Below are 11,848 nucleotides of genomic sequence, written 5' to 3' on the forward strand. Positions count from 1 at the left end.
GCCGCCTCGGAGCGTTGACGTGGTGATGATGCCTCCCAGTGGTGCGGTGCGCGCGCCCGTGCCTCAGCCCTTGCTCGCGCCGAGGGTGAGCCCGGCGACGAACTGGCGCTGCAGCAGCAGGTAGATGATGAGGGTCGGGATGACCGTGATCATCGCGCCGGCCGCGAGCAGGTTGTAGTCCGACAGGAACTGGCCCTTGAGGTTGTTGATCGCCGTGGTCACGGGCAGCCGATCGCCGCTCTGGATGAAGAGCAGGGGCCAGAAGAAGTCGTTGTAGATCCAGATGAGCTCGAGCGTGCCCAGAGCGGCGAACGCGGGGCGCGTGAGCGGGAGGATGATCTCCCAGTACTGGCGCCACACGCCGGCGCCGTCGAGGAACGCCGCCTCGGTGAGGTCGTGCGGCAGCGCCTTCATGTAGTTCGACAGCACGAAGGTGCAGAAGCCGATCTGGAAGGCCGTGTCGACCGCGATCACCGCGAAGTACGTGTTGAGCAGACTCCCCGAGTCGCTGATCGCGTACGAGACCGGCGTCAGCTTGAACATCTGGAAGAGCGGCGCGGCGAGCACCTGCGGGGGCAGGAGGTTCCCGGCCGTGAACAGGATGAGCAGCGTGACGTTGAAGCGCCAGCTGAACCGCGCGACGGCGAACGCCATCATCGAGGCGAAGAACAGGGTCAGCACGACCGCGGGGATCGTGATGATCGCCGAGTTCACGAAGTACGTCGCGAAGCCGCCCTGGTTCCAGGCGTCGACGATGTTGTCGAAGTTGTACTCGCCGCCGACGCTGAAGTAGCCGAGCCGGTCGGTGTCGGCCTTCGGGCGAAGCGACGTGTACAGGGTCCAGACGAGCGGGATGAGCCAGAGCACGGCCATCGCGAGGAGGAAGACGTGCGTGGCGACGTGCGGACGGCGCTTCGCGCCCGCCGGGCGGTCACGGTCGCTGCGCCGCAGGCCGCGGCGCCCGGTATCGCGGGTCGTGACCACGCGGGTCTCGGTGGCACTCATGCGTGCTCCTTCCGGAAGGTCCGGCTGAGGTAGATGACGATCGGCACGAGCGAGACCACGAGCAGGATCACCGCGAGGGCGGAGCCGACGCCGATGACCTGGCCCTCGCCGGCGAGGTTCTGCACGATCAGCGCGCTGATCAGCTCGAGCCCGTTCCGGCCGCCGTTGATGACGTAGACGATGTCGAACGCACGCAGCGACTCGATCACGGTGATGACGACGATGACGATGTTGATCGGCCGCATGACCGGCAGCACGACGCGGAAGAACGTCTGGAACGCGTTCGCGCCGTCGAGCGACGCCGCCTCGCGGAGCGAAGGGTCGACGCCCTTCAGCCCGGCCAGGTACAGGATCATCACGTAACCGGCGTGCCGCCAGGTCGCCGCGATGAGCGCCGCCCAGATGTTGATATCGGGATTCCCGAACCAGTCCACCGCCTCGGGCGTGCCCGCGGTGCCGAGCACGTTGTTGAGCAGGCCGTTGTCCTGCGAGTAGAAGAGCTGCCAGATGATGCCGACCAGCGCCAGCGAGAGCATGACCGGCACGAAGAACACGCTCTGGTAGATCCGTGATCCGCGCAGCGCCTGGTCGAGGAGCACGGCGAAGAGCAGGCCGAGCGGCGTCGCGATGACCGCGAGGAAGACGAGCCACAGCACGTTGTGCTGCAGCGCCGGCCAGAACGGCGGGTAGTCCTCGAACACGAACCGGTAGTTGTCCAGGCCCGCGGGACGGATGTCGCTGAAGGCGAGCCCGTTCCAGTTGACGAACGACAGGCCGACCGAGAGCAGCGTCGGGATCCAGACGAAGACCAGCTGGATGAGTGTCGGAATCGCGACCATCAGGGCGAGCATCAGCTTGTCGCCACGGGTGAGGAGGCTGTACCGCCGCCGACGCGCGGGGCGCTGGGGGCGCGCGGGGCCGGGGGGACTCGCGCCGGCGGGCGGTGCAGCCGGTGTTGCGGTGGGTGCCGACATGTCGATGCTCCTACTGCGCGGCGTAGAGCGTCTGCGCCTGCGACTCGAGGCCGGCCAGGTCGACGCTGCCGTCGCGGATGAAGGTCTGCAGGGCCGGGATCATCACGTTGTTCGCCATGGCGGGGAGCGCGTCGCGGTCGAAGAACTGGCTGATGGACTTCGCACCCGCGATCACGTCGGCGAGCTTCTGGTTGAACTCGGTGTACGACGACGTGTCGGCGTCGGAGGAGGTCATCAGCTGCGCGCTGTCGACCGCGAAGTACGCCTCCTGCGCCTCGCCGGTGCCCATGAAGGCGAGGAAGTCGCGGGCCAACTGGCTCTCGCCGCCGCGCTTGGACAGGATGAGCCCGTCGATGGGCGCCTCGACGGCATCGCGGCCCTCGACGGCGACCTCGGGGAACGGGAAGAAGTCGATGTCGGCGGCGACCTCGGGGTCGGTGAACTGCTGCGTGACGAAGGAGCCGAGGAGGTACATCCCCGCGGACCCGTCGGCCAGCTGCTGCGCCGCCTCCTGCCAGGTGAGCCCGAGCGCGTTCGGCGACTGGAACGGCAGGAGGGCCCGCCAGTTGTCGAAGACGTCGGCGACCTTCTTCTGGTCCCAGCTCTCCTTGTGGGCCGCGAGGTCCATGTGGAACTGGTAGCCGTTGGTCCGCATGTTGAGGTAGTCGAACGTGCCCATCGCCGGCCAGCCGTCCTTGTCGGCGAAGGCGATCGGGGTGAGCCCGTCGGACTGCATCTGCGTGGCGAGCGCCACCAGCTCGTCGAAGGTGGTCGGCTCGGCGTACCCGCGCTGCTCCCAGATGCTGCGGCGGTAGAAGAAGCCCCACGGGTAGTTGTAGTTCGGCACGAAGTACTTCCTGCCGTCATCGGCCGTGGACGCCTTGGCGAGGCCCTCGCTGTAGTTCGAGCCGATCTGCTCCCACACGTCGTCGATCGGAGCGATGAGGCCGCGGTCGGCGTAGTAGCGCATGCGGTAGCCGGCGAACCACGTGAACGCCTGGTCGGGGCTGCCCTGCAGGTAGGTGTTGATGTTGCTCTGGAAGTCGTTGTGGGCGACGGTGTTCGTCTTCACCGCGGCACCCGAGGAGGCCTGGAACGCCTCGACCACGGCGGCGTACGCCCGCTTGGGGATGTCGTCGGAGGCGTACGAGCCGAACGTGAGCGTGGACGTCGACGCGCCTCCCCCGGCGCCGGGGGTGCAGGCGGCCAATGCGGCGAGCGCCGAGATGCCGACGGCACCCGAGAGGAACACGCGACGCGAGAGCTGGGGAGCCGCGGGGCGGGCGGCGCCGTGCAGGAACTGGGGCATGAGCTGAGTACTCCCTTGTAGTCAACCGAAGCGGCTGGGGGCCGCTGCGCCGTGCGACGCGATCAGGACGACTGCGACTCTACACGAGTAGATTCCACACTGTCTACTCGTGTAGATCCAATGTGGACGATCGGCTCTCGGCGACCGGGCGGACTCAGGGTCCGCAGCCGCAGCTGACCCGGATGATGAGCTCGCTCTCGAAGACCTCGTGCCCGTGGTGCTCGGCCGGGCGGCCGGCGAGCGCGTCGACCGCGGCGCGCGCCATCTGGCGGACGGGCTGGCGCATGGTGGTCAGCGGCGGCCACGAGTACTGCGACTCGGCCGACCCGTCGAACGAGATCACGGCCAGCTGCGACGGGATGTCCACGCCGGCCTCGTGCGCCGCGCGGACGAGGCCGATCGCGAGCAGGTCGGAGCTCGCGAAGATCGCGGTCGGCGGCTCGGGTTCGCGCAGGATGCGTCGTCCGGCGTCGTACCCGCCGTCGCGACCGTAGGCCTCGCGCACGAGCGGGCCGCGCTCGAGGCCGGCCGAACGCAGCGCGTCGGCCCAGCCCGCCTCGCGATCCGACGTCGTCCGCCCGCCGGTGTAGCCCGACACCATGCCGATGCGATGGTGCCCGTGCTCGATCAGGTGCTCGACCGCCCGTGCCGAGGCGGCGCGGAAGTCGGTCCCGATCGTGACCAGTCCGGGCATCGCGCTCGCCCGGTCGAGGAGCACGACGGGCACTTCCCCGTCGAGCGCCGGACCGAGTTCCGGCTCGTCCTGCGTGCTCGCGAGCAGGAGCCCGTCGACCTGGCGCGACACGAGCTTCTGCACCAGGTCGCGCTCCTGGCTCTGCGCGAGGGCGGAGTTGGAGAAGATCACCGACAGGCCCCGCTCGGAGGCCGCTTCCTCGATCGCGTGCCCGTACTCGGCGAAGAACGGGTTGGTCGTGTCGGAGACGACGAGCCCGATCAGTTCGCTGCGGCCGCGCTTGAGCGCGCGCGCCATCGCGTTCGGGCGGTATCCGAGCTCCCGGATGCTCTCGAGCACGCGGCGCCTCGTCTCCTCGGCGACCGTGCGCGGTCCGTCGTTCACGACGTAGCTGACGACGGCCACGCTCACCCCGGCGTGGCGAGCCACGTCATCTCGGGTCACGGTCCGACCACCACGCGCTCCGGCCACTCGGAACCTCCCACCGACGGGCGAAGCCCGTACGGCCCCGCCACGGACCTCAGGCTACGCCGATGCGTCGCCACCTCGGGTGCGGGGCTCCGTGTCCGCCCGAAGGTGCTCGAGCACGATCCTCGGGTCGCCGCATCCACGGCGCGCGAGATGGTGCGCGCCGCGACGACGTAGCCCTCGGATCAGCGCATGCCGAAGAAGTCGGCCATCACCTGCCGCTGGAGCCTGCGGCCGTCGGGATCGAGGCCGGTCTTCAGTTCGGTGACCTGCTCGGCCCAGGGCGACGTTCGTCGTCGGATGGGCGGCTCCTCCGCCTCCATCACCTCGAGCACCACCTCGGCGACCTCCTCCGGCGTCTGCGAGACCGGATGCTCCCACGGCGTCGACGCCACCGCGTCCCGGTACCGGGCGAACATCTCCTGGTACTCCTCTGAGCCGAGCCCGCCGCTCGCCTGCAGGTCGGCCATCACGTTCGCCGCGAACGCCGACGAGATGCCGCCGGGTTCGATCACGCTGAAGTCGATGCCGAAGGTCGGCCCGACGTAGCTCGCGAGCCCCTCGATGAAGCCCTCGACGGCGAACTTCGTCGCGCAGTAGATCTCGTTGAACGGCTGCCCCACGAGTCCACCGACGGACGACACCACGATGACGTGGCCGGAACGCTGCCGACGCAGGTGCGGGAGCACGGCCTGCGTGCACCGCATGACGCCGAGCTGGTTGATGTCGACGACGCGCTGGATCTCGTCCTCCGTCGCGTGCTCGAGGGTCCGCACGAACCCGATGCCCGCGTTGTTCACGACCACGTCGATCCGGCCCTCGGTGTCGATGATCTCCGCCACCACGGAGTCGATGCTCGCCCGGTGCTGCACGTCGAGCGCGCGAACGTGCACTTCCACGCCGGCCTCCGCGGCGGCGGCATCCAGCGCTCCGCGCCTGCCGAGGTCGCGCATCGTCGCGTAGACCGCGTGCCCCGCGCGGGCCGCCCCCACCGCGACGGCGACGCCGAGCCCCGTCGAGCATCCCGTGATCAGCACCGTCTTCATCATGTCCGTCGACCCCCTCGTCATGCGCTCGTCCGCGCGCCGTGATCGCAACGTCCCGATCGTGTCATCCGGCGCGCGTGGGCGGATCGATCTCGCGGACCACGTGCATCGCGGACGCGAGGTCGCCCGTGACGGCCTCGGCGAGCAGCGCCCCGGTCGCGATCGAGCGCGGCACGGTCGTCGCGAACTCCTGCGCCGCGTCGGCGTCGCTCCACCGCTCGACGACGAGCACCCGGTCCGGGTCGCCGTCGACGGCGTAGACCTCGAAACCCACGCTCGCCGGGCTCCGCCGCACGGCCAGCACCTGCAGCTCGTACGTGCGCAGCACCTCGTCGCGCCGACCCGGCTCGAGGTCGAACACCCCGAACACGATGAGGTCGTCCGGACGCTCCCGGCGCTGGCCCGCCGTGCGATCGCGCGGCGGCAGCAGCTCGTGAAGCTCCATGGTCACCGGAGGCGTGCGCAGCGCCGGAGCGACCTCGTCGGCGATGCCGCGGTCCTCGGTCTCCTCGACATGGGCCTCGAGCCCGGCCGCGCCGTCCGTTCGCCCGAGGACGAAGAAGGTGCCCGGGGAGGCGACATCCTGGAACAGCCGCATCTCGAGGTTGCCGGGCTCCGCGCGGACCACCTGCTGGTTGCCGACCATGGCCGCGATGAACCGATCGACCTGCGCCTCGTGGATGTCGAAGCTCGACACGATCGAGATCACCGCGCCCGGCGGGTCGGTCAGCCGGTCGTACACCACGGTCGGTCCCGCCCCGCGCTCGAGCGTCAATCGCATCCGGTCGCCGTCCACCTCGATCACGAGCTCGTCCCGCCCGAGATCGAAGTCGCCCAGCCGGCTCGTGCGGGCGAAGAACTCGCCCTCCCATTCCCAGGTGCCGACGAGCTCCTGCCCGCCGAACTCTCCGGTGATGCGGCCGTCGCTCGTTGCGATCGACGCGCCGTCGGCGTCGCCGAAGGCCACGTCGGCGCAGCGCGCGAGGTAGTCCTCCCGGGTCCGGATCCGTTCCCACTCGTGGTGCTCACCGGCCGACCCGGCAGGTGCGTCGTGCTCCGTCATCGTGTCCCCCTTCACATCTTCAGACCGTGGCGACGAGCTTGCCGAACTGGCCGCCGCGACGACCGAGCTCGTGCAGCTCCGACATCTCGGCGAGCGGCCGCTCCCCGCCGATGACCACCTGCAGCGAGCCGTCGGCCAGCATCGCGGCGAGCTGCTCGAGCCCCGATTCGTCGGGCTCGACGAGCACGAACTGCGCGCGCACGCCGGCCTCCTCGAGCACGTCCGCGTCCGGAAGCAACGGCGAGATCGCGACCAGGCGCCCGCCGCGGCGCATCGAGGCGATCGAGCGGCGCGCGGTCTCCCCGTCGCCGACGAGGTCGACCACGGCGTCGATGCCGGTCGCGACGTCCTCGAACCGCTCGCTCCGGTAGTCGATGAGGTGGTCCACCCCCAGCTCACGCAGCTGGTCGTGGTTCCGGGCCGACGCCGTGCCCCACACCTCCGCGCCGCGAGCCTTCGCGATCTGCACGGCCAGGTGCCCGACCCCGCCCGCCGCCGCATGCACGAGCACCCGCTCGCCCTCGACGACGTTCAGCGTGTCCACGACCGCCTGCCACGCCGTCAGCCCGGCCAGCGGCACCGCGCCCGCGACCACGTCCGACACGCCGTCGGGGATCTTCGCCAGTTCCCGCGAACGCGAGGTCGCGTATTCCGCATACGCGCCGGCCGGTGCGGGGAATCGAGGCATGCCGAACACCCGATCGCCGACGGCGAAGCGGGTCACGCCGGGGCCGAGCTCCACGACCGTGCCCGCGAGATCCCATCCGGGGATCACGATCGGCGCTTCGCCGCCGGGCGGCGGCTCGATCGACTTCCAGTCCGCCGGATTCACCCCCGCGGCGGCGACCTTCACCAGCACCTCGGTGCCGCCCGGCGTCGGGCGCTCCACCTGCGCGTACTCCAGACCGCCCTCGGCCGTGGTCCGGATCGCGTTCATCATCTCGGGCATCGCGCCCCTCCTCGCTTCGACACGGTGATCAAACGTCTGATCAGCGGGACGCATTCCCGCGTCCCCCTGGCGCGGGCTCCCCGCTCGACGCGATCGCGGCGGCGACGCCCGAGGCGGCGGCGCCCGCGGCCTCGAGCCACCGGCGCGGGTCGGCGATCGCGGCGTCGGCGCCGCCCGCCAGGTCGGCGAGCGTGATCACGTGCGCGCCATGCCGGCCGTCGAGCACGCCGGCCTCGGCCTGTCCTGCGATGACGACGACCGGAACGCCCACGGCGCGAGCGCGGTCGACGAGGTGGCCGACGACCTTGCCGCGCAGCGACGTGCGGTCGAGCCGACCCTCGCCCGTGATCACGAGGTCGGCGCGCTCGACCTCGTCGTCGACGCCGACGAGGCCGGCGGTCCGAGCCGCACCGGGGTGCAGCTCGGCGCCCCAGAGCGCGCGGAGCCCGTAGCCGGTGCCACCCGCCGCGCCGTCACCGGGTCGCGAACCGTCGTCGCCGACGACCTGCGAGAGCCGACGGAGGCCCGCCTCGAGCACGCGCACCTGGTCGGCGTCCGCCCCCTTCTGCGGGCCGAACACTGGCGCCGCGCCGTCCGGCCCGAGCAGCGGGGAGGTCACGTCGCTCAGGCAGAGCACGCCGCCCGCGGGCGCCGCGCGGAGGCCGGCGAGGTCGACGACCTCGAGCCGACCGAGCGCGGCCCCGCCGAGCGGCAGGTCGCGCCCACGCTCGTCGAGGAACCGCGCCCCGAGTGCGGACAGCATTCCGGCTCCGCCATCGGTGCTCGCCGAGCCGCCCAGCCCGATCACCACCCGCTGCGCGCCCGCATCGAGCGCTGCGGCGATGGTCTCGCCGAGCCCGCGCGTGTGCGCTCCGAGCGGGTCGGGTCGAGCGAGCAGCGGCAGCCCGCTCGACTGGGCGAGCTCGACGACCGCGGTGCCGTCGGGCAGCTCCAGCCAGTGCGCCCGCACCCGCTCCGCGCCCGGCCCGACCACGTCGGCCGTGCGCAGCCGCCCGTCGGGGCGGGTCGCGGCGATCGCCGCGACCGTGCCCTCTCCCCCGTCGGCCATCGGCATGCGCACGAGCTCGTCGCCCGGTCGGGCGCTGCGCCATCCCGCGGCGATCGCCTCGGCGGCATCCGCGGCGGCGAGGCTCCCCTTGAGCGAGTCCGGCGCGACGAGCACCCGCATCACGCGACGATCACCCCTTCACCGCGCCGGCCGTGAGCGCGCCGACGATGTAGCGCTGGAGGAGGACGAACACGATGAGCACCGGGGCGATGGCCATGATGCTGCCGGCCGCGAGGTACTGGGTGGTGATCTCGCCCGCGGTCGCCTGCAGGTTCACCACGCCCACGGACACCGGGTACAGGTCGCGGTCGTCGAGCAGGATGAACGGCACCGCGAACTGCGACCAGCTCGTGACCCCGGCGAGGATCGCCGCCGACACGATGCCCGGCCTGGCCGCGGGGAGCAGGATCTTCACCAGCGCCTCCCTCGGCGTGCAGCCGTCGATCGACGCGGCCTCGTCGAGCTCCCGCGGGATCGTGTCGAAGTAGGTCTTCAGGAACCACGTGATGAACGGCGCGACGATCGCGATGTAGACCAGCATCAGGCCGAAGTAGTTGTTGATCAGGCCCGTGGCCGCGAACACCTGGTACACGGGGACGACGATCACGAGCGGCGAGATGAGCTGCGCGGCGAGCAGCCCGCGGCTGTACGAGCGCTTGGCCTTGAACACGTAGCGCGAGAGCGCGAACGCGACCGGCACGGCCAGCAGCAGGGTGCCGAACACGGTGAGCAGCACGATGATCGCGGAGTTCAGCAGGTACCGGCCGATCGGCGTCGTCGAGAGCACGTCGGCGTAGTTGCTGAACAACCACGACTGCGGCAGCAGCGTCGGCGGCGACGCCAGGGTCTCCTCCGCACTCTTCAGCGAGAGCGAGAGCACCCACAGCAGTGGGAAGGCGAAGACGATGATCAGCAGCAGCTGGGCGAGGTAGTAGCCGGCATCGCCGAGGCGGTTCGGTCGCATCTCAGGACATCCTCTCCTGGCGCTCCACCATTCTCAGGTAGAGCACGATCATGACGAGGTTGATGACCATCAGCACGACCGCGTTGGCAGCGCCCTGACCGAGGTCGAGCTGCCGGAAGATCTGGTCGTAGACGCTGAGGGCGAGCACCTCGGTGGACTTGCCCGGTCCGCCGCCGGTGAGCGAGAGGACCATGTCGAACGTGTTGAAGGTCTCGACCACGACGAGCACGAGCGTGGTCAGCAGGATCGGCAGCATCATCGGGATGGTCACGCGGGTGAGCGTCTGCCCCGCGTTGGCGCCGTCGATCTTCGCCGCCTCGTAGACGTCGGTCGAGATCGTCTTCAGGCCCGCGTAGCAGAGGATCATGCTGAGCGCCGTGCCGCGCCAGACGTTCGCGACGATCACCGACACGAGCGCGAGGTTCGGATCCGACAGGAACGGCGTCTGCCCGCTCCCGCCGACGAAGGTCAGCAGGTAGTTGAGGATGCCGGATTCGCTCTCCTCGTACAGCAGCCGCCAGATGATGCCGATGATGACGCCGGGCACGGCCCACGCGGTCAGCACGATCGTGCGGGTGACCACGGTGCCGCGCAGGTTGCGGCGCTCGGCGCCGTTCACGAGCAGCGCCGCCCCGAAGCCGAGGGCGAGCTGGAACACCGTGGAGAAGAGCACGAACACGAAGGTGATGCCGAGCGTGTTCCGGAAGTCGTCGCCGAGCAGCAGCCGGCGGTACGAGTCCAGCGTGTACTCGTACGGCTCGCCGGCGACGAGGGTGGCGTTCGTGAAGCTCAGCCGCACGATCTCGAAGATGGGGTAGATCATCACGGCCGCGAGGAGCACGGCCAGGGGCAGCAGCCACGGCCAGACCCGTCCGGTGCGGTTCCCCCGCCGCGAGTGATCGCGATAGGGGCCCGGCACGGTCGCCGCGACCGTCGGTGGCGTCGTCGTAGTCGTCACGTCCTCTGTCCTTCCTCAGCTGACCTTGATCAGGGCCTGGTCCAGGGCCTGCTCGGGTTCGGCGATGCCGGCAGCGACGCTCGACAGCGCCACCTGCATGGCATCCGAGACCTTGGCGTAGTTGCGGGCGCCCGGCCGCACCTGCGCGTACTCCGCCAGGTGCTCCCGGAACGTCTCGGTGAACGGGTTGGTCTGGTAGTCGGGGTGGTCGTAGACGCTCGCGCGCGGTGGCAGGTAGCCGCCGAGGCTGCACCAGGCGGCCATGCCGTCGTCGTCGACGAAGGTGTCCATGACGAACTCCGTCCCGGTGCGGACCACCTCGGGGTCCTCCGAGAACGCCGCCCACACCCATCCGCCCGCGCTCGTGCGGTGGTCCTGCCCGGTCACGGTCGGGATCGGCGCGACGCCCCAGGCCTCGAAGAAGTCCTCGTCGGCCATGAGGTTGTCGAGCGCCGTCGCCTGCCAGTTGCCGCCCACGAACATCGCGGTCCGGCCCGCGACGATGTCGGTGTTCTGGTCGTCCTCCTTGCCGAAGGTCGCGACGCGCTGCGGGGTGACGCCGGAGCCGATGAGCCCGTCGACGACGCCGAGCGCCTGCGCCATGGCGTCGTATGCCGCGCCGCCGGCGAACGCGACCTCGCCGTCCGCATCGAAGAGCTCATGTCCCTGCGCCCAGTACTGCGGCCACAGCGTCGTGGTCACGGCGCCCTCGCTGCGACCCGCGGGCAGCGTCACGCCGGCACCGGCCGACTCGAGCTCGCCGGCCATCGACAGCACCTCCTCCCACGACGCGGGTGGGCGGCTGACGAGGTCCTTGCGGTAGTACAGGACCCGCACGTCGGTCGTGAACTGCAACGCGCGGATGCCGCCGGCCGGCCCGTCGGGCCCGGTCATGTTCGGCCGGAGCGGTTCGAGCCAGTCGTCGAGGCTCAGCCCCGCCGCCGCGACCGCCTCATCGAGCGGTTGCGCGGAGTTCGCGATGCGCCCGAACAGGTAGCCGTCGACCTGCGAGATGTCGGGGGCCCGGCCCTGCGAGGCCTGCAGCACGAGCTTGGCCATGGCCTGCGTGGTGTCGGCCGAGGTGACGAGCGGCTCGACGTTCCACCCGGACGCCGACTCGAATGCGGCGAGCTGGTCGGTGAGGTACCCGACCCGGTTCGGGTCGGTGCCCTGCAGCGAGTAGGGCGGGATCGCCTGCCAGTACACGTTCTGCGCTCCGGCGCTGCCGCGCGGGGAGGATCCGCAGCCGGCGAGCAGCGCCGTGCCGGCGCCGGCGATCGCCAGCTGGAACAGGCGTCGCCTCGTGGTCTGGATCTCCAGGAGCCTGGGTCGGACGGTCATCGTCACTG

At 70.7% G+C, this 11,848-nt stretch carries 11 protein-coding genes; all 11 read right to left on the bottom strand.

Annotated elements, in window-relative coordinates; all coding sequences use genetic code 11:
- Positions 1-63: 63 nt before the first annotated feature.
- The 11 genes from ABME01_RS07200 to ABME01_RS07250 all read right to left on the bottom strand — a co-directional run bounded on the left by ABME01_RS07200 (position 64) and on the right by ABME01_RS07250 (position 11,840).
- A complete protein-coding gene (locus ABME01_RS07200; RefSeq protein ID WP_353827698.1) occupies positions 64-1,005 on the bottom strand; it encodes a carbohydrate ABC transporter permease in 942 nt (313 codons plus the stop codon).
- The gene (locus ABME01_RS07205; RefSeq protein ID WP_353827699.1) at positions 1,002-1,844 is read right to left on the bottom strand and encodes a carbohydrate ABC transporter permease; all 843 of its coding nucleotides are present in this window, start codon (positions 1,842-1,844) and stop codon (positions 1,002-1,004) included. The genes ABME01_RS07200 and ABME01_RS07205 overlap by 4 nt, the downstream gene beginning before the upstream one ends.
- Positions 1,845-1,989: 145 nt before the next feature.
- Positions 1,990-3,288 (bottom strand): ABC transporter substrate-binding protein, encoded by a 1,299-nt coding sequence (locus ABME01_RS07210; RefSeq protein ID WP_353827700.1) that lies wholly within the window; start codon positions 3,286-3,288, stop codon positions 1,990-1,992.
- 154 nt (positions 3,289-3,442) lie between these two features.
- The gene (locus tag ABME01_RS07215; protein ID WP_353827701.1) at positions 3,443-4,426 is read right to left on the bottom strand and encodes a LacI family DNA-binding transcriptional regulator; all 984 of its coding nucleotides are present in this window, start codon (positions 4,424-4,426) and stop codon (positions 3,443-3,445) included.
- 209 nt (positions 4,427-4,635) lie between these two features.
- On the bottom strand, positions 4,636-5,499 hold the full coding sequence (locus tag ABME01_RS07220; protein WP_353827702.1) for an SDR family NAD(P)-dependent oxidoreductase: 864 nt from the start codon (positions 5,497-5,499) through the stop codon (positions 4,636-4,638).
- Positions 5,500-5,560: 61 nt separating this feature from the next.
- Complete coding sequence (locus ABME01_RS07225) at positions 5,561-6,559, bottom strand: putative quinol monooxygenase (RefSeq protein ID WP_353827703.1); 999 nt, start codon at positions 6,557-6,559, stop codon at positions 5,561-5,563.
- A 19-nt stretch (positions 6,560-6,578) separates the two neighbouring features.
- Positions 6,579-7,508, bottom strand: a complete 930-nt coding sequence (locus ABME01_RS07230; protein WP_353827704.1) for an NADP-dependent oxidoreductase — start codon at positions 7,506-7,508, stop codon at positions 6,579-6,581.
- Between the two features lie 40 nt (positions 7,509-7,548).
- On the bottom strand, positions 7,549-8,697 hold the full coding sequence (locus ABME01_RS07235; protein ID WP_353827705.1) for a glycerate kinase: 1,149 nt from the start codon (positions 8,695-8,697) through the stop codon (positions 7,549-7,551).
- A gap of 10 nt (positions 8,698-8,707) precedes the next feature.
- The gene (locus ABME01_RS07240) at positions 8,708-9,541 is read right to left on the bottom strand and encodes a carbohydrate ABC transporter permease (RefSeq protein WP_353827706.1); all 834 of its coding nucleotides are present in this window, start codon (positions 9,539-9,541) and stop codon (positions 8,708-8,710) included.
- A gap of 1 nt (position 9,542) precedes the next feature.
- Positions 9,543-10,499, bottom strand: a complete 957-nt coding sequence (locus ABME01_RS07245) for a carbohydrate ABC transporter permease (RefSeq protein ID WP_353827707.1) — start codon at positions 10,497-10,499, stop codon at positions 9,543-9,545.
- Between the two features lie 15 nt (positions 10,500-10,514).
- The gene (locus ABME01_RS07250) at positions 10,515-11,840 is read right to left on the bottom strand and encodes an extracellular solute-binding protein (RefSeq protein ID WP_353827708.1); all 1,326 of its coding nucleotides are present in this window, start codon (positions 11,838-11,840) and stop codon (positions 10,515-10,517) included.
- Positions 11,841-11,848 lie beyond the last annotated feature (8 nt).

The sequence above is a fragment of the Agromyces litoreus genome (assembly GCF_040496015.1).
Classification (GTDB): domain Bacteria; phylum Actinomycetota; class Actinomycetes; order Actinomycetales; family Microbacteriaceae; genus Agromyces; species Agromyces litoreus.

Coding starts and splice junctions, on each gene's coding strand:
- ABME01_RS07200 (WP_353827698.1), bottom strand. CDS start 1,005: ATGAGTGCCACCGAGACCCGCGTGGTCACGACCCGCGATACCGGGCGC.
- ABME01_RS07205 (WP_353827699.1), bottom strand. CDS start 1,844: ATGGTCGCGATTCCGACACTCATCCAGCTGGTCTTCGTCTGGATCCCG.
- ABME01_RS07210 (WP_353827700.1), bottom strand. CDS start 3,288: ATGCCCCAGTTCCTGCACGGCGCCGCCCGCCCCGCGGCTCCCCAGCTC.
- ABME01_RS07220 (WP_353827702.1), bottom strand. CDS start 5,499: ATGATGAAGACGGTGCTGATCACGGGATGCTCGACGGGGCTCGGCGTC.
- ABME01_RS07225 (WP_353827703.1), bottom strand. CDS start 6,559: ATGACGGAGCACGACGCACCTGCCGGGTCGGCCGGTGAGCACCACGAG.
- ABME01_RS07230 (WP_353827704.1), bottom strand. CDS start 7,508: ATGCCCGAGATGATGAACGCGATCCGGACCACGGCCGAGGGCGGTCTG.
- ABME01_RS07235 (WP_353827705.1), bottom strand. CDS start 8,697: ATGCGGGTGCTCGTCGCGCCGGACTCGCTCAAGGGGAGCCTCGCCGCC.
- ABME01_RS07240 (WP_353827706.1), bottom strand. CDS start 9,541: ATGCGACCGAACCGCCTCGGCGATGCCGGCTACTACCTCGCCCAGCTG.
- ABME01_RS07250 (WP_353827708.1), bottom strand. CDS start 11,840: ATGACCGTCCGACCCAGGCTCCTGGAGATCCAGACCACGAGGCGACGC.